Consider the following 17,466-nt stretch of genomic DNA (forward strand, 5'->3'; position numbering starts at 1 on the left):
TAAAATTTTCAGGCATGGATATTGCTAATTTCTGTGAGTCAAAATAGGATTCCAGAAAGTAACTCATGAAAAACGTCCTCACCGTCGTCGCACTGGCAGCATCCCTGTTGGGCAGCGCCAGCGCCATGGCTGCTGCCGTCAGCGTTGCAGCCGCCGATAATTTCGAGCAGGCGGCATTGGGGAGCGTGGTGGGCAGCACGGGCGGTACTGGTTGGGCGTCGGGATGGCAGAGTGGCCTGGGGGGCGCGGCGCCGACGGTCGTCAACCCGGTGGGTGACATGCAGGGCAACCAGTCCTTGCAATTCTCGGCAAACAGCAACACCGCGGCCTATCGCAATTTGAATACGGTCATCTCCGGCGACGTGCTGGTGCGCTTTGAATTTCAATACAGCGGCGTCTTGGGCGGCAACGATTTTCTCGGCTTGTACTTTGGCACCGCGAATACCGGCAACGACGGCCCGAACCTGGGCCTGAAGGCCAATTGCGGCGCCAGCTGCGCTGGTGGCGAGGATGGTTTCATCCGCCTCGGCACCAACTCGCAATTCCTGGCGGGCAGCGCCATGGTGGCGGGACAGACCTACGTGTTGTTTGGCCACCTGTACAAAACCGGCGCCAGCGTTACCTATAACAATTTCGATGCCTGGCTCAATCCAAGCGACGCCGACATGCTCTCGCTGACCAGGCCCGACGCGCAAGCCAGAGGCGCCTCGTCGGTGGCGTCGTTCAGCACGATCGGTTTCCGCACGGCCAACCTGGATAACAGCGTGACGATCCGCGTCGACGACCTCTCGATCTCGGCCATTCCGGAGCCAGCGACAATCACGCTGTTCGGCGCCGCACTGCTGGGCATTGCTGGCCTGCGCCGCCGCCGCGCATAAAGAGGCCCGCAGCGGCGTATGATGCTGGTTTTTGGATTGAAGACAAGCATGAGCGACGACAAGCAAGTCACCCCCGGCGCCTTCGCCGCCCTGCAGGCCAGTTTCGAGAAGCAGTCGCGCAAGGCGCAGGCGTATTACACGGCGATGCACGCGGTGCGCACCGTGCTGGGCAGCGATGATGCGGCCAGCGCCTGGATGGAGCAGGCCTTGCCGGCGCTGGGCGGCATGACCCCGGCTGCCGCCATCGCCGCTGGCCGCGAGCAGGACGTACTCGCCTGCATCACGACGCTGCCAGCGCGCCGCTGACGGCCTTTTCAAGTTCCTTCGGCAAGATCGGCTTGCGCAGCAATTGCGCGCGCGGGATGGCGGCAATTGCCTCCGAGTCGGCATAGCCGCTGATGAACAGGATCGGCAGCGCGGGAAATTGCTGGCGCGCCTTTCTGGCCACTTCGCCGCCATTCATGCCCGGCATCAGGTAATCGATGATTGCCAGCGCCGGCTGCAGCTCTTCCAGTTTGCGCAGGCCGGTTTCGCCATCGTGCGCTTCGGCCACTTCGTAATGCATCGAGCGCAGCAGCTCGACGATGACGCTGCGCACCTCCGGGTCGTCGTCGATGACCAGCAGGCGCCGGTTGCCAGTGCTGGTCAGCGACGGCGCATGCTCCATCTGGCCCGGGCGCAGCGGCCGCCCTTGCGGGGTATGGCGCGGCAGGCAGATGTCGACCAGGGTGCCGCTGCCGGGGGCGCTCGACAGGTGCAGGCTGCCGCTGGCCTGGTGCACCACCGAACTGGCTTGCGCCAGGCCCAGGCCCTGGTGCCTGCTGCCCGGCTTGGTGGTATAGAACGGCTCGGTCGCATTCGCGGCCACCTCGGCCGACATGCCGCAGCCATTGTCCTGGATGGAAATCTTGACGGTGTCGTTCGCTTCGCGCGTGTCGGCCCGCTCAATGCTGGTCCTGATGCGCAAGGTGCCATGGTCGCCCAGCGCTTCGCTGGCGTTGCGCAGCAGGTGGCCCAGCGCCAGTTGCAGCTGGGCGCGGTCGCCCAGCACCCAGGCGTCGGGCGCGCCCATATCCTGGAACAGGCGAATCGCGGACGGCAGGGCGTCCAGGTTGTCGTTGATGGCCGCGCGCACCACCTCGTCGACCGCGACCGGTTCCGCTTCCAGGCGCTGGGTGCGCGAAAATGCCGCCAGCTGGGCCGTCAGGCGGGCGCTGGCCGTGACGGTGGTGCCGATCTTGTCGACGTGGCGCATCAAGGTATGGCCGGCCGGCATCTGCAACTTCATCAGTTGCGCGCTGCCGCCAATTACCATCAGCAAGTTGTTGAAATCGTGGGCGATGCTGCCGGTGAGTTGGGCAATGACTTCGGTCCGCCTGGCCCGTTCCAGCTCTGCCAGCGACGCCACTTCGCTGCGGTGGGTCAGCGCCAGGCGTGCCGTGATGCGGTCGATTTCTTCCTGCAGCAGCGCGGCCTGGGCGGCCTGCGCGCGCGCCTGCCCCTCACGCGCGCGGTTGAGCAGTTCGCTGGTGCGCGCATATTCGAGCAGCAAATAAAACATCGGCACGCTGGTACCCATCACCAGCAGCGCCATGGTAAAACTGTCGTTGAGCAGCGCGAAGCTGCGCAGATGCAGCAGGGCCCAGCACAGCAGCGCCGGTACGGCTGTCAAGGCCAGCATGTGGCGCATGCGCCGGCCGCCCGCGTGCGGCAGGCGCGCGGCCATGCCCAGCCGGCTTTCCGGTTCCGACAGCAGCATGGCGATCGACAGGCAAAACATCGACAACGCGGTCGGCAGGGCCATCGTGTTGAAGATGTAGTAGCTGTACAGGTCGGAGATATCGTACGCGTAGCCGAGCAGGGCGCTGCCGGCGATCAGCAAGGCCGCGTTGGCCAGCAACTCGATGGGCACGAGTGCGCGGCGCTGGCGCGCGATGCTGGCGCCGCCCAGCAACAGCAGGCACAGGGCGGTCGCCACCGAGGTCTTGCCGCTGAGCGCTGCGGGGATACCAAGCGCGCGCGTCAGCGCCGGATTAAGCACGTCGCCGTGAAACAGGAGGTGGCTGGCGAGCAAGGCCAGCGCGATGGCGCACACGCCGCTTGCCAGGGCCGTCCAGCGTTGCCGGTGCCCGCGCCAACGGTACATCAGCGGCACGGCCAGCGCGGCAATGCCCAGCGCGGTGAGAGGAGACATGGCTTTCCAGCCGGGATGGAAGGCGATCAGCGTGATGCTGCCGGTGACGTAGCCCAGCGCCGCTACGCAGGCCAGCGCACAGGCGATCCAGGCCGGGATGGCAGCGAACTTGAACAGGCTGGGCAGGGGGCCGTGGTCACGCATGATGGACGAATGTAAATTTGGTGTTTCATCCTAGCATGCGCTGTGGGTCAATGGTACGTGCGCAGGCGGGCCCGTCTCAGTTAAACAGGCTCGGCAGCGCCAGTTGTGCCAGCAGTTTCTTGACCGGTGACGGCAGCGCGGCGTCCTCGATGGTGGCCATGTCGTGCCAGAGATAGCCGGCTGGCAGGATGTTCCGTTGTGCCAGTGCCACGCGAAACGGCTGAATGGTCAGCTTGTAATGTGTGAAGCCGTGCACCAGCGGCAGCAGTGCTTCCATTTCCTCGACCGCGCCGAAGATGCCGGCGGCGCGCAGCATGGCCTCATCCTGCGGCGCCGTGTCGAGCGCGGCCAGGTGGCCGTCCACTTCGGGCAGCGAGACCAGGCCGCCCCAGATGCCGCTGGCCACGCGCTGGTGCAGCACGACCTGGCCAGCGTCGACGATGACCAGCATCTGGGTGTGCTTTTCCGGGATGGTTTTTTTCGGCTTGCGGATCGGCAGCTCGGCGGTGCGGCCGGTGGCGTACGCGACGCAGCGATCCTGCAGCGGACAGCGCTCGCAGGCAGGCCGGCTGCGCGTGCAGAGGGTCGCGCCCAGGTCCATCAAGCCTTGCGTGTAAGACTCGATGCCCGCGACCGGCAGCAGGGCGTCGGCACGGCGCCACAGCGCTTCCTCGACGCGCTTCTCGCCCGGGTACTGGTCGATGCCGAACACGCGTGCGAACACCCGCTTGACGTTGCCGTCCATGATAGCCGCGCGAAAGCCGCCGGAAAAAGCTGCAATCGCCGCGGCGGTGGAGCGGCCGATGCCGGGCAAATCGGCCAGCAGTGCCGGGTCGCCGGGAAACACGCCGTCGTATTCAGCGGCCACGCGTTTTGCGCAGGCGTGCAGGTTGCGCGCGCGGGTGTAGTAGCCGAGGCCGGCCCAGTGCGCCATCACGTCTTCGCTGGGTGCGGCGGCCAGCGTTTTGACGTCGGGAAAGCGTTCCAGGAAGCGCGCGTAGTAGCCCAGCACGGCGGCCACCTGGGTTTGCTGCAGCATGATTTCGGACAGCCAGATGCGGTAGGCGTCGGTGGTGTTTTGCCACGGCAGCGCGTGGCGGCCGTGGATTTTCTGCCATGAGATGACAGCGTCGGAAAAGGTGGGATCGGCGAGGTCGGAGGGTGCGGTGAGTCGGTTCATGCGCCCATTTTAGGCGGCTTTGGCCAATGGTGCTGGAGCATCCATTGCCGCCGTGACGGCGCCGGCCAGTTGCTGCAGGCGCGCGCGGACCTTGTCGATATCGCCTTGGCGCGCCTCGAATGCCGAGATGTTTTTTTCCAGCCCGTCGGTGGCGTCGTGGATGCGCTGGATCGAGGACAGGCGGTGCTTCAATTGATCCTTGTGCTGGCGGATCTGCGCTTCCAGCGGCGACATGATGACTTTCAGCCATGCTTCGACGTCGGCGTTGGCGGCGCGGAAGGTGCGGCGCACGCGCGAGGCGATCGAGTCGAAGAAGCGTTCCAGTACCGTGTTACGGCTGGTCATGAGCAAGGTCGCGGTGCCGAACTGCTTGTCGTAGACGGCTTCGATGGCGTTCAGTTCGTCGCGATAGCGGGTCAGCGACAGGCCCATCGGCATGGCCAGCGACAGGCCGTGTTCGGCCGAGAATTTACGGTACATCGATTCCATCATCGCGGAAATTTCGACGATTTGCGCTTCCGAGCGGGTCAGGTTTTTACGTGCCTGGTCGAAGAAGTGGCGCACCGGCGTGCGCATGCCGGTGGTGAAACGGGTCGACTGCATGGCGGCGCGCACGGTGTCGATTTCATGCTGCACCACGTCCATGCCGAGCGTGGTGTAGAGCTCGTTGGAGAGGGTGGAAAACACCGCCCTGGTACCTTGCAATTTGAACAGGCTGGCGTCGAATTCCTTCTTCTCGACGTCGATGCGTTTCATCATGTGCGAAACCACGCCGTGGTTCTTGCCGCGCAAACTTTTCAGTTCCTGCAACTGCTCGACCATGTCGCGGCTGCGCGCGCCCAGCAGCACGCCTTGGGCGCTGACCAGCGCATCGAGGTCGCTTGAGAGCTGGGTGCGGATGATTTCCTGGCGCGCCGGAATCAGTTCCTGGTAGAGCGCCGTTTCGAGCGCGTTCAGGCGCGATTTTTTTAGCAGCGCCATGTCGCCGTTGATCTTCCCTACCAGCGCTTTTTGCGCCGACACGGGGAACACTTGGCCAGGGTCGAGCGCCAGCATCTGCGCCACACTGGTCTGCTGGCGCGCGATTTCAGCGTCGTTGGCGGCGTCCGATTTGAGTTCGTCCCACATCGCGTCGATCTTGTTGAGCACGACAATGCGGCCCGGGCCTGGGCCGATATGGTTGCGCCAGACTTCGATGTCGCTCTTCGTCACACCGGTTTCCGCGGCCAGAATGAACAGCACCGCGTGCGCGTTCGGGATCAGGTTCAGCGTCAGTTCTGGCTCGGTACCGATGGCGTTCAGACCCGGTGTATCGACAATGACCAGGCCTTGTTTCAGCAGCGGATGGGGGAAATTGATGATCGCATGGCGCCACATGGAAATTTCCACAGTGCCATTGGCATCGACTGTGGCAGCGAGATCCTGGTCGTCCTCGTCGTACAGGCCGAAGCTTTTTGCTTCGGCCACGCTGGCGCGCCGGGTCAGGCTCACTTGCTGGAACGTGTCGTGCATCTGGCCCGGCGAATCGAGGTTCAGGGTCAGCGTGGTCCACGCATCCGGGTCGTCGCGAAAATCGCTGGTTGACAGGTTCAGTGCGCGCGTTTCGATCGGCAGCAGGCGGATGCAGGGCGGGAATGCCGGGTCGTACATCAGCTCGGTCGGGCACATGGTGGTGCGGCCGGCGGAGGAGGGAAGGATGCGCTGGCCGTAATCGGCAAAAAACAATGCGTTGATCAGCTCGGATTTGCCGCGCGAGAATTCCGCCACGAAGGCGACAGAGAGACGATCATCCTGCAACCTGGAACGGGCCGTCTCCAGGCGCTGGGCGGTGCCGGCGTCGAGCAGTTCGGCGGCGCTGGCCCAGTCGCGGTAGCTGTCGAGTGCACGGGTGACGCCCTGGCGCCACGCGCCGTAATGTTCAAAGTTCTGCACCATCATTGTCTCGCTGCAAATGTTTTATTACTGGTATTCATCTGACCCTAGCGCTGGCAGTTGACGCAATAAAATGTCGAGCGCTGACCCTGCTTGATCTGTCGAATCGGTGTGCCACAGTTTCTGCACGGCACTTCTGCACGATCATAGACGAAATAAGTCTGTTGGAAATAGCCCGATTGTCCATTTACGGCAATAAAGTCGCGCAGGGTGCTGCCGCCCTGCACGATCGCCTCGGCCAAAATTGTTCGAATGGCATCGGCCAGGCGGTCGTAGCGGGCCCGGCTGATGCGGCCTGCCGCAGTCTTCGGATTGATGCCGGCACGGAACAAACTCTCGCACGCGTAGATGTTTCCTACTCCTACTACCAAGTCGCCTGCCAGCAACACTTGCTTGATCGGGGCACTGCGCTTGCGTGTCGCTTTAAACAACATTGCACCATCAAAACCGTGTTCCAGCGGCTCCACGCCGAGGCCGCGCAACAGCACGTGCTGATCAAGTTCGCCAGCGTCGTATGGATGCCACAGTACCGCGCCAAACCGGCGCGGATCGTGCAGGCGCAGCGCTTGCTTGCCGTCCGGACTGTCGACGATGAGATCGAAATGATCATGTTTTTTTAGTTCAGTGGCCGGTGGAATCACGCGCAGGTGGCCGGACATGCCAAGGTGCACGATCAAGGTGCCATGTTCGAACCCGATCAACAGATATTTGCCGCGCCGGCCGATGTGCAGGACGCGCCGGCCGGCCAGAATGGCGTGCAAATCGGGCGGGAACGGCCAGCGCAGGCCTTCGCGGCGCAGCACCACGCTGTCGACGATACGGCCTTCCAAATGCGGCGCGACACCGCGCCGGGTCACTTCGACTTCTGGGAGTTCGGGCATGAATATTCGGGTTTAAGTAAATGATGGCGCAGCGGACGACGGGATGCGGGGCTTGGGCGTAGAATCGGTGATCTTTCCAGACTCCCGGACCTGCCTTGAAAAACGCTTTCGTTATTGTAACTCTCAGCAGCTTGATGGCGGCGTGCGCCAGTGTGCCGTCCAGCGCCCCCGTTGCGCCCGTCCCCACGCCGGTGGTGGAAGCGGCCAGCCCCGATCCGGACGCCGGTTTGCCCAACGTCGAGCTGACCGGCAACCTGCTGTTTCAGCTCAGCCGCGCCGAGTTCGAATTTCGCGGTGGCGAATACCAGGGGCCGTACCTGACGATGCTGAGCCTGGCGCAGCAGACGCGTGACCCGCGCCTGGCGCGCCGCGCCGCCGAAATGGCGATCACCGCGAAACAGGCCGACGATGCGCTGGCGGCCTTGCGCCTGTGGCGCAGCATCGCCCCCGACTCCGACGAAGCGGCCCAGTACTATCTGGGCCTGGTGGTGCTGACCAATAATTTTGCCGACGCCGAGCCGATCCTGCGATCGCGCCTGGCCGGCATGCCGCCGGAAGCGCGCGGCCTGGCGCTGTTCCAGACGCAGCAGTTGCTGGCGCGCGCCCCCGATAAAGAGGCCGCCAGCGCCATGCTGGTGCGCCTGGTGGCGCCATACGGCAACACGCTCGAAGCGCACGTGGTGCTGTCGCAAGGGGCGTTTGCCCGTGGCGCCAAAGCGGACGCCGCGCGCGAAGCGAAAGCGGCGCTGGCCATCAAGCCCGATTCCGAACTCGCCATCCTGAGCCTGGCCCAGGCCATGGAGGACGACGCCAAAGTCGGCGTGCTGCTGAAAGAATTTTTGGACGGCTATCCGAAGTCGCTGGAAGTGCGCGGCGCATATGCCCGCGTGCTGGTCAACCGCAAGGATTACGCCGGCGCCCGCAACGAGTTCCTGGCGCTGGCCAAGGCCCAGCCGGACAACCCCGCGCACATCTACGCACTGGGTGTGCTGGCCATGCAGATGAACCAGCCGGCCGAGGCCGAAAAGCTGCTGGTGCGCTTCCTCGATGTGCTGAGCAGCAGCAATGCCGAAGACAAGGACCCGTCCAAGGTGCTGGTCATGCTGGCCCAATTGGCCGAAGAGCGCGGCGACCTGAAGGGGGCGCTGGCCTGGCTGGACAAGGTCGGCAGCGATGACCCGAAAATGAACCTGGCCGTGCAGGTGCGCCGGGCCCAGTTGTCGGCCCGGCAGGGCGACTTGCCGGCTGCGCGCCGTATCCTGACGGGCTTGTCGCCGACCGAACCGGCCGAGCAGGCCCAGCTGATTGGCGTCGAAGCGCAACTGCTCACCGACGCTGGCAAAGCCGCCGAAGCCTACAAATTGATGGAACAGGCCGCCGCCAAATATCCGAAAAACCCCGACCTGTTGTATGACTTTGCGCTGATGGCCGAGAAGGCCGGGCGCGTGGATGTGATGGAAAAAACGCTGCGCCGCGTAATGGTGCAGGCGCCCGACAACCAGCACGCCTACAACGCCCTCGGCTACTCGCTGGCCGACCGCAATGTGCGCTTGCCGGAAGCCTTGAAACTCATCCGCAAGGCGCAGGGCATGGCGCCCGACGATCCCTTCATCATGGACAGCATGGGCTGGGTGCATTACCGCATGGGCAACCTCGATGAAGCCGAGGCGCAATTGCGCCGTGCGTATGGCTTGCGCAACGATGCCGACATCGCCGTGCACCTGGGCGAGGTGCTGTGGAAGCAGGGCAAGAAAGACGAAGCGCGCGAGCTGTGGCGTGCGGCCCAGGCCAAGGACCCGCGCAACGATTCGCTGCGCACCACGCTGGCGCGGCTGAACCAGGTACTGTAGCCCTGTAAAATAGCCCGGTCTTCCATTTACGATTGTTGCCGATGATCCGTCGTGTATTCGCTCTCGCCGCCTGCGCGGCTGTTCTGGCCGGCTGCGCTATTACCCCCAGCGGGCCGCTGTCCCAGGCCCCTGTCGCGGCGTATCGCGAGACCATCAACCTGGCCGGCACCATGTCGGTGACTTACCAGAAAGATGGCCAGCCCCAGCCGCTCACGGGTAAATTCGACTGGCAGCAGACGCCGGGCCGGGTCGAGGTCAGCCTGGCCTCGCCGCTGGGCCAGACCATGGCGACGATTGTCGTCACGCCCGAATCTGCCACCCTGACCCAGGCCGAGCGCGCGCCGCGCGTGGCCAAAGACCTGGAAACGCTGACCCACGATGCGCTGGGCTGGCCGCTGCCGGTGTCCGGCCTGCGCGACTGGCTGCAGGGCTACGCCACCGGTGCCGACGGCAAGCGTTTTATCGCGTCGCCGGCCAACAACACGGTCGTCACCAAGGATGGCTGGCGCCTGCGCTTCGTTACCTGGCAGGACGATACCGCGGCCGTGCCGCAGCCCAAGCGCATCGACGCCGACCGCGAGGATCTGGCCATCCGCTTTGCCATCCAGACACAGTGACGATGGCCCCAAGCTCCCTGCACGGCTGCGCCGCGCCAGCCAAACTGAACCTGTTCCTGCACGTGACCGGCCGCCGTGCCGACGGCTACCATTTGCTGCAAACCGTGTTCCAGATGCTCGACCATGGCGACACGCTCGACTTCGACGTGCGGCCTGATGGTCAGATCGTGCGCACCACCGACGTGCTTGGTGTGCCGGCGGAGCAGGACCTGATCGTGCGCGCGTTGCGCCTGCTGCAAGGTGCGTATCAAAAGCGTCACGGCCGGCCGGCGCCCGGGATCGATGTCGCTGTCCATAAAATCCTGCCCATGGGCGGTGGCCTCGGTGGCGGCTCGTCCGACGCCGCCACCGCCTTCATCGCCGCCAACCACCTCTGGCAAGCCGGTTTTACAAGGGAAGAACTGATGGCGCTGGCGCTGCCGCTGGGGGCTGACGTGCCGTTTTTTATCTTCGGCGAGACCGCCTTTGCCGAAGGCGTGGGTGAAGCTTTGCAGGCCGTGGCCGGCCCCGATGTGTGGTTTGTCGTCATCGAGCCAGGCGTCGCCGTACCAACCCCGGCGATATTTTCCGCAACGGGTTTGACAAGAAACACAAATCCCGTCACAATATCGGACTTTTCCAGACACCTCACTGGCAGCATGGGTTTGACGGGGTTTGGAAGGAACGATTTGCAAGCAGTTGCTGTTACGCTGTTTCCACCTGTCGCAAAAGCGATCGACTGGTTATCATCTTACGGCGATGCGCGGATGACGGGGTCAGGTGCATGTGTATTTTGCGCCTTTGCCACGCAAGCCGAAGCGGACCAGGTACTTGCTGACATGGCAGGTGTGTGGCAGGGCTGGAAAGCCCGTTCGCTGAAGCAGCATCCACTCAAATCGCTCTTGCATAATGGTTGCGTTGTAGAATAAAATTCGGCCTGTCGTGATTTTGAAGCTAAAATGCGGATGAAGAACGGCAAGCAGCAAGTTGCGTAGGGGAATCGCCAAGCTGGTTAAGGCACTGGATTTTGATTCCAGCATACCAAGGTTCGAATCCTTGTTCCCCTGCCATTCGTTTAGTCTGGTCTGTCGATGCGATGTTTGCGTCCAGCAGGCGAACCAGGCAGATACCGCACTCGTGGATCTGCCTTTAGTTTTTTTAGGCATTCCTCGCTGTCCGGACACCCGGTCAGCGAATATCAAAGACATCAACGCTTACCTCTTGGGACTCCCATGGCTTACGAAAACCTGATGGTTTTTACCGGCAACGCTAATCCGGCGCTGGCAGAAGGGGTCGCAAAAAACCTCGGTATTCCTCTCGGCAAAGCCGTGGTTTCGCAGTTTTCGGACGGCGAAGTCATGGTCGAAATTAACGAGAACGTGCGGGGCAAAGATGTTTTCGTGCTGCAGTCGACCTGCGCACCGACCAACGACAACCTGATGGAACTGATCCTGATGGTTGACGCCCTGAAGCGCGCCTCCGCCGGCCGCATCACCGCCGCGATTCCTTATTATGGTTATGCACGCCAGGACCGCCGTCCGCGTTCGGCCCGTGTTGCAATCTCCGCCAAGGTGGTTGCCAACATGCTGGAAGAAGCCGGCGTCGAGCGCGTCCTGATCATGGACTTGCACGCTGACCAGATCCAGGGTTTCTTCGATATCCCGGTTGACAATATTTACGCTTCGCCATTGCTGCTGAGCGACCTGCAAAAACGCAACTACGACGACCTGCTGGTCGTCTCGCCGGACGTTGGCGGCGTGGTGCGCGCCCGTGCTCTGGCCAAGCGCCTCGGTTGCGACCTGGCCATCATCGACAAGCGCCGCCCGAAGGCGAACGTGTCGGAAGTGATGAACATCATCGGTGAAGTCGAAGGCCGCAACTGCGTCATTATGGACGACATGGTCGACACCGCCGGCACCCTGACCAAGGCTGCTGAAGTGTTGAAAGAACGCGGCGCCAAGAAAGTGGTCGCGTATTGCACCCACGCCGTGCTGTCCGGCCCTGCCATCGAGCGCATCACCGCCTCGACGCTGGACGAGCTGGTCGTGACCGATACGATCCCGCTGTCGGCCGCTGCTGCCGCCTGCGGCAAGATCCGCCAACTGACCTGCGCGCCGCTGCTGGCCGAAACCTTCAAGCGCATCGTCAAGGGCGACTCGGTGATGTCGCTGTTCATGGATTAAGCAGTAAAATTATTTGCAACACGGCGCGCCAGGCGATTTTTTTGCCGGCGCGCCGTTCCGCTTTATAGAATTCTCGGGTGCGTATTGCACCCGACCACGAAGGTCCCTGGTCGCGGGGGCCTTCATTTACGCAGGCCTGGCCTGCATTTTTGGAGCAACACATGAAAGTTATCGCATACAACCGCACTTTGCAGGGCACCGGAGCGAGCCGCCGCCTGCGCAAGGCTGGCCAAACCCCAGGCATCATCTACGGCGGCACCGCTGCACCAGTGCTGATCACACTGGACGGCAACGCCATGTGGCACGCCCTGAAGAAAGAAGCCTTCCACGGCTCGATCCTGGACCTGGAAATCGACGGCGTTACCCAGCAAGTTTTGCTGCGTGACTTCCAGATGCACGCATTTAAGCAATTGGTTCTGCACGCTGACTTCCAGCGCGTCGATGCCAGCCAGCCTATGCACGCGAAAGTCGCACTGCACTTCGTCAACGGCGACACCTCGCCAGCGGTGAAACTGCACGCTGCTGTGATCTCGCACGTGATGGCTGAATTGGACGTTTCGTGCCTGCCAGCTGACCTGCCAGAGTTCATCGAAGTCGACCTGGCCAACCTCGATGTCGGCCATTCGATCCACCTCGATGACCTGGTCCTGCCAAAAGGCGTGACCGCGCTGAACCACGGCCAGAACCTGACCGTTGCGACCGCTGCCATTCCAGCTGGCCAGGTTTCGGCTGAAGCCGAAGCTGCTGCTGAAGAGCCAAAGAAGTAATGTAAAACCGCAGCAATGCGGTTTGACCGAAAACCCGCTGCGGCTCCGGCCCGGCGGGTTTTTTTACGTCCGGCCTTTATAATGCTGCCTTTCCGCACCCATCCCTGACGCAACGCCTATGTCCATACGCCTCATCGTCGGCCTCGGCAATCCCGGGCCCGAATACGAACAGACCCGCCACAATGCGGGCTTCTGGCTGGTTGACCAGCTCGCCAACAGCTTGCCGGGCTGCCGCCTTCAGCGCGAAGCGCGCTTCAATGCCTTCGTCGCCAAAACCAGCATCGCCGGCAACGACGTCTGGCTGCTCGAGCCGCAGACCTTCATGAACCGTTCCGGCCAGTCGGTCGGCGGCCTGGCGCGCTTTTTTAAAATTTTGCCCGATGAAATCCTGGTCGTGCACGATGAACTCGATCTCGCGCCAGGTGTCGCCAAGCTGAAGAAGGGCGGCTCGTCGGGCGGCCACAATGGCTTGAAGGACATCACCGCGGCGCTGGGTACCCAGGATTACTGGCGCTTGCGCCTTGGTATCGGCCATCCGCGCACCATGGGCATCCAGCAGCCGGTGGCCGACTTCGTGCTGCACCGCCCGCGCAAGGAAGAGCAGAACCTGATCGAGGAAGCCATCGACAAAAGCGTGCGCATCATGCCGCTGGCGTGCGAAGGCAAGCTCGATATCGCGACCATGCAGTTGCATACGGTGTAGCGCAGCACCAAAAAATACTTCCTGGAGGTATCTTTTAAACATCAACATTTACTGCTATTCTCCATGAGCCACCCCCTGGCTGCCGTTATTCATGGAGAATATAATTGGAAGCAATCAAGGACATACCGACTGCCCGCGCCTCGACCATGAGCACGTTCACCACCATGTTGTACGAGCCCGCCGCGACCTTTCGGGGGCTGCAGGAAAAGCCGCAAGGCTGGCTTCCGATGCTGGCGCTGATGGCCACGACCACGGTGCTGATGCTCTGGTATTTTTCGGTGGTGGACTTCACCTGGCTGCTCGACCAGATGCTCGCTTCGATGAAGACGGCCGCCGAGCGCGAACAGGCTGCCAAAGTGATGTCGAAAAACTTTCTGCAGATTTCGTCTCTGGTCAGCACGCTGGTGTTCTACCCGCTGTTTTTCGTCATCATGGGCACCTACCTGATGATCGCTTCCAAAACCCTGTCGCATGGCTTGTCTTTCGGTAAAAGCTTCTCGCTCGCAGCGTGGGCCGGCATTCCCGCGATCTTGCTGCTTCCTCTGGGCGCCCTGCAGATCCTGCTGTCCTCCTCCGGCCAGCTCGGCTTCTCCGACCTGAACCCGGTGTCGCTCAACCAATTGGTGTTCCACTACGAGATGGCGAACCGGTTCGCGTCGCTGGCCGACGCCCTCAGCCTGACGTCGATCTGGAGCATCGTGCTGCTTGTGATCGGTTTTGAAACCTGGGCGCAGGTCAAGCGCTCCACGGCGATCCTGGTCGTGCTGATTCCCCATGTCCTGGTCTACGGCGCATGGTTTGCCTACGCAGCGAGCAAGGCGGCATGAAAAAAAAGTACCTGCTCTGGGTTGGTCTGGCGCTGCTGTTTTCCGTACCGGTGATCCTGAAATTCACGCGCGCCGAGCCGGCGCGCGCCGTCGATGTCGAGCAGATTGCCTACCGCGACATCAAGCTGTCGGTGCTGGCATCCGGCCATTTGTTGTATGAAGAGCAGGTGCTGCTCTCGCCCGAAGTGATCGGCAAGGTGAGTACCATTTTCGTCAAGGAAGGGCAGCAGGTCAGCAAGGGCGAGGTGCTGCTGCACCTGGACGACCAGAGTTACCGGGCCGAAGTGGCGCAGCAGGAAGCGGCCGTGCGCCAGCAGCGCATCAGCATCGAACAGCAGCAATTGAATGTGGCGAACCAGGAAAGCCAATACAAGCGCAAGGTCGAGCTGCACCGCATGAAAATGATTGCTGACTCCGTCATCGACGACGCCCGTTTCGCCGTCGATGGCGCCCGCATCGAGCTGCGCAACAGCCGCTCGCGCCTGGAACAGGCGGAAGCGATTCTGCGCCAATCGAATGAACGGCTGGCCAAGACCACGGTGCGCGCGCCGATCGGCGGCACCATCACCGCGCTCGAGATCAAGGTCGGCGAAACGGCCGTTGCCAGCCAGGTGGGCATTGCCGGCTCGAGCCTGATGACCATTGCCAACACGGCGACCATGATGACCGAGGTGAATGTCGACGAAGCCGATATTGCGAAGATCGCGGTCGGCCAGGAAGTGGCGATTCATACCGCAGCCTATCCGGACATGCAGCTCAAGGGCGCGGTTGCCATTATTCCCCTGTCGCCCAAGCAGGCCACGGGTGCGGCGCAGTCGGGCGCATCGCTGGCGCGCACCTACAATGTGAAAGTGAAACTGGCCGATACCCACGGGCTGAGTTTACGTCCGGGCATGACCTGTCGCGCTGAAATCTTTACGGCCAGTTCCGGTAAATCGCTGGCGCTGCCGCTGCAAGCCGTGCTGTCGAACAATGACGAGACCACCGACGTGGCCAGGAAAAAAGGCTCGCGCGACAAGGTGCAGGTCAAGACCGAGAGCTGGGTCTTCATCAACAACGGCGGCAAGGCGGAAAAGCGCGTGGTGACGGTGGGCGTGTCGGATGACAGCCAGCAGCAAATCCTTACCGGCGTCAAAGCGGGCGAGTCGGTCATCACCGGACCCTATAAAATCCTGCGCCACCTGAAGCCGGGCGACCGCGTCAGCGCCGCCACCCCGGCCGCCACGCCCGCATGAGCGACGGCGCCGCGCTGATCCGCCTGGAAGGCGTTACCAAGCATTACCAGATGGGCGGCGAAACCATCGCCGCGCTCAATGGCATCGACCTGGACATTGCGGCCAACGAGTACGTCGCCTTCATCGGCTCGTCCGGTTCCGGCAAGTCGACCATGATGAATATCCTGGGGTGCCTGGACAGCCCCACGCACGGCAGATATTTCCTCAACGGCGTGGATGTGGCCGGGATGAGCGAAACCGAGCTGGCCACGACCCGGAATGTGGAAATTGGCTTCATTTTCCAGAGTTTTAATTTGCTGACCCGCGCCACCGCGCTGCAAAACGTCATGCAGCCGCTGATCTACCGCGGCATTCGCCCGGCCGAACGGGCGCGCCGGGCAAAGGAGGCGATGGCGCGCGTGGGCTTGCAGGAGCGCATGGACCATTTGCCCAATCAATTGTCGGGCGGTCAGCGCCAGCGCGTGGCGATTGCCCGTGCGCTGTGCAGCGAGCCGTCGATTTTGCTGGCGGACGAACCGACCGGCAATCTCGACTCGTCGACCGCGGCCGACATCATGTCCCTGTTCGACACCCTGCACGCCGAGGGCCAGACCGTCATCATCGTCACCCACGAGCCGGACATTGCGGCGCATTGCCGGCGCGCCGTGCGCCTGGCCGATGGCAAGGTCCTGTCCGACATCGTCAACACCGAGCGGCTGGCGTATCGCGCGCGGGAGAGCACGCATGTTTAGCATCATCGAAAGTTTTCGCTCGGCGCTGCAAAGCATCCGGGCCCATAGCCTGCGCAGTTTTTTGACATCGCTGGGCATCATCATCGGCGTGGCGTCGGTGATTGCCGTGGTGTCGCTGATCCAGGGCCTGTCGGCCTCGATCGGCAACCAGTTCAAGGGCCTGGGCGCGAATAGCCTCACCGTATTTGCCGACACGCCGTTCGAACAGCAACTGCAAGGCAAGCGCAACGTCCTGACCTTGCTCGACTTCGACCGGATCGTCACGCACATCGACGACATCAGCAATGTCTCGCCGGCGTTCGGGCCGTTTGGCGACTTCGGCACCACCGTGCGCCACGCCGGCCAGTCGACGTTTTCGCGCATCACAGCCGTCACCGCCGCTTACCAGGATGCCAGTCAGTCGTTTCCACAGTACGGCCGCTTTATTCGCGCGGACGACGACCGTTCGCGCCGCCGCGTGGCCGTGATCGGCCCCAAGCTGCGCGACGAATTGCAACTGCCGGAAAACCCGGTCGGGCAATTCATTGAAATTGGCGGAGAATGGTTCAAGATCATCGGCATGAACGAAGCGCAGGGCGAAACATTTGGCATCAGCAAGGATAACTTTGCGCTGATCCCGTTTTCGGTGGGCAGCGCCATGGCCGGCAACGCCGCCAAGCTCAGTATCAGCATCAGCTTCACGGTCAATAACATCGACGAGCTCGATGCCGTGCAGGGGCGCCTCACCGGCCTCTTGCGCACGGCCCATAAACTAAAACCCGGCCAGCGCAACGATTTTAAAGTGCAGACCGCGGCGCAGCTGGGCGAGACGTTCGACAACATCATCGCCATGATGACGGCAGTGCTGGGCGGGATTGTCAGTGTCTCGCTGCTGGTGGGCGGCATCGGCATCATGAACATCATGCTGGTGTCGGTCACCGAGCGCACGCGCGAGATCGGCATCTGCAAGGCGCTCGGCGCCCAGCGCCACCACATCCTGCTGCAATTTTTGATCGAAGCGACGACCCTGTCGGTGCTGGGCGGCCTGGTCGGGCTGGGCCTGGGTTACCTGCTCGGCTTCGGCGCGGCCAAGATGATTCCGAATTTTCCCGATGCGGTGGTGCCGTGGTGGGCCATCGTGATGGCGATCGGGTTTTCCAGCGCGGTCGGGATTCTGTTTGGCATCATGCCGGCGGCGAAGGCGGCAAATTTGAATCCGATCGACGCGCTGCGTTACGAGTAGTCATCATGGCGCATGGCCGCCATGACGCCACTGCAATTTCACGCCGGTGCCGCCGCAATGTGTCGCCAGGATCGACGAGCGCGTGCTGGCACTTACTCTTTCCACTCTACCTTACCAGGAAGAGTATGCGCGTTCGACACGGC

At 62.6% G+C, this 17,466-nt stretch carries 16 protein-coding genes and 1 tRNA gene; 13 read left to right on the top strand and 4 right to left on the bottom strand.

Features of this window, described 5'->3' with window-relative positions; translation table 11 throughout:
- Window positions 1-65 precede the first annotated feature (65 nt).
- On the top strand, window positions 66-878 hold the full coding sequence (locus V6M87_RS16870) for a PEP-CTERM sorting domain-containing protein (RefSeq protein ID WP_332877810.1): 813 nt from the start codon (window positions 66-68) through the stop codon (window positions 876-878).
- 48 nt (window positions 879-926) lie between these two features.
- Window positions 927-1,184, top strand: coding sequence for an antitoxin Xre/MbcA/ParS toxin-binding domain-containing protein (locus V6M87_RS16875; RefSeq protein WP_332877811.1), 258 nt, complete (start codon window positions 927-929; stop codon window positions 1,182-1,184).
- Here the strand turns inward: V6M87_RS16875 and V6M87_RS16880 are convergent.
- The 4 genes from V6M87_RS16880 to mutM all read right to left on the bottom strand — a co-directional run bounded on the left by V6M87_RS16880 (window position 1,159) and on the right by mutM (window position 7,209).
- Window positions 1,159-3,216, bottom strand: coding sequence for a response regulator (locus V6M87_RS16880; protein ID WP_332877812.1), 2,058 nt, complete (start codon window positions 3,214-3,216; stop codon window positions 1,159-1,161). The genes V6M87_RS16875 and V6M87_RS16880 overlap by 26 nt on opposite strands.
- 76 nt (window positions 3,217-3,292) lie before the next feature.
- A complete protein-coding gene (gene mutY / locus V6M87_RS16885; protein ID WP_332877813.1) occupies window positions 3,293-4,396 on the bottom strand; it encodes an A/G-specific adenine glycosylase in 1,104 nt (367 codons plus the stop codon).
- A 9-nt stretch (window positions 4,397-4,405) separates the two neighbouring features.
- On the bottom strand, window positions 4,406-6,331 hold the full coding sequence (locus V6M87_RS16890; protein WP_332877844.1) for a dynamin family protein: 1,926 nt from the start codon (window positions 6,329-6,331) through the stop codon (window positions 4,406-4,408).
- A gap of 44 nt (window positions 6,332-6,375) precedes the next feature.
- Window positions 6,376-7,209 (bottom strand): bifunctional DNA-formamidopyrimidine glycosylase/DNA-(apurinic or apyrimidinic site) lyase, encoded by an 834-nt coding sequence (mutM, locus tag V6M87_RS16895; protein WP_332877814.1) that lies wholly within the window; start codon window positions 7,207-7,209, stop codon window positions 6,376-6,378.
- Between the two features lie 95 nt (window positions 7,210-7,304).
- Between mutM and V6M87_RS16900 the strand changes: the two genes are divergently transcribed.
- From V6M87_RS16900 to V6M87_RS16950, 11 genes are all read left to right on the top strand, one after another.
- Window positions 7,305-9,059, top strand: a complete 1,755-nt coding sequence (locus V6M87_RS16900) for a tetratricopeptide repeat protein (RefSeq protein ID WP_332877815.1) — start codon at window positions 7,305-7,307, stop codon at window positions 9,057-9,059.
- 41 nt (window positions 9,060-9,100) lie between these two features.
- Complete coding sequence (gene lolB, locus V6M87_RS16905; protein WP_332877816.1) at window positions 9,101-9,676, top strand: lipoprotein insertase outer membrane protein LolB; 576 nt, start codon at window positions 9,101-9,103, stop codon at window positions 9,674-9,676.
- 2 nt (window positions 9,677-9,678) lie between these two features.
- Window positions 9,679-10,584, top strand: coding sequence for a 4-(cytidine 5'-diphospho)-2-C-methyl-D-erythritol kinase (ispE, locus tag V6M87_RS16910; RefSeq protein ID WP_332877817.1), 906 nt, complete (start codon window positions 9,679-9,681; stop codon window positions 10,582-10,584).
- Between the two features lie 64 nt (window positions 10,585-10,648).
- Window positions 10,649-10,725, top strand: a tRNA-Gln gene (locus V6M87_RS16915).
- 162 nt (window positions 10,726-10,887) lie between these two features.
- The gene (locus tag V6M87_RS16920; protein WP_332877818.1) at window positions 10,888-11,838 is read left to right on the top strand and encodes a ribose-phosphate pyrophosphokinase; all 951 of its coding nucleotides are present in this window, start codon (window positions 10,888-10,890) and stop codon (window positions 11,836-11,838) included.
- A gap of 161 nt (window positions 11,839-11,999) precedes the next feature.
- Entirely contained in the window at window positions 12,000-12,605 is a 606-nt protein-coding gene (locus V6M87_RS16925) for a 50S ribosomal protein L25/general stress protein Ctc (RefSeq protein WP_332877819.1), read from the top strand.
- Between the two features lie 118 nt (window positions 12,606-12,723).
- Entirely contained in the window at window positions 12,724-13,308 is a 585-nt protein-coding gene (pth, locus tag V6M87_RS16930) for an aminoacyl-tRNA hydrolase (protein ID WP_332877820.1), read from the top strand.
- A 104-nt stretch (window positions 13,309-13,412) separates the two neighbouring features.
- Entirely contained in the window at window positions 13,413-14,135 is a 723-nt protein-coding gene (locus tag V6M87_RS16935) for a YIP1 family protein (RefSeq protein WP_332877821.1), read from the top strand.
- Window positions 14,132-15,370: an efflux RND transporter periplasmic adaptor subunit gene (locus V6M87_RS16940; protein ID WP_332877822.1), complete on the top strand. Its 1,239-nt coding sequence runs from the start codon at window positions 14,132-14,134 to the stop codon at window positions 15,368-15,370. The genes V6M87_RS16935 and V6M87_RS16940 overlap by 4 nt, the downstream gene beginning before the upstream one ends.
- Window positions 15,367-16,101 (top strand): ABC transporter ATP-binding protein, encoded by a 735-nt coding sequence (locus tag V6M87_RS16945; protein WP_332877823.1) that lies wholly within the window; start codon window positions 15,367-15,369, stop codon window positions 16,099-16,101. Before V6M87_RS16940 ends, V6M87_RS16945 begins: the two co-directional genes overlap by 4 nt.
- Entirely contained in the window at window positions 16,094-17,323 is a 1,230-nt protein-coding gene (locus V6M87_RS16950; RefSeq protein ID WP_332877824.1) for an ABC transporter permease, read from the top strand. The genes V6M87_RS16945 and V6M87_RS16950 overlap by 8 nt, the downstream gene beginning before the upstream one ends.
- Window positions 17,324-17,466: the final 143 nt, after the last annotated feature.

The sequence above is a fragment of the Massilia sp. S19_KUP03_FR1 genome (assembly GCF_036688685.1).
Classification (GTDB): Bacteria; Pseudomonadota; Gammaproteobacteria; order Burkholderiales; family Burkholderiaceae_D; genus JALYUM01.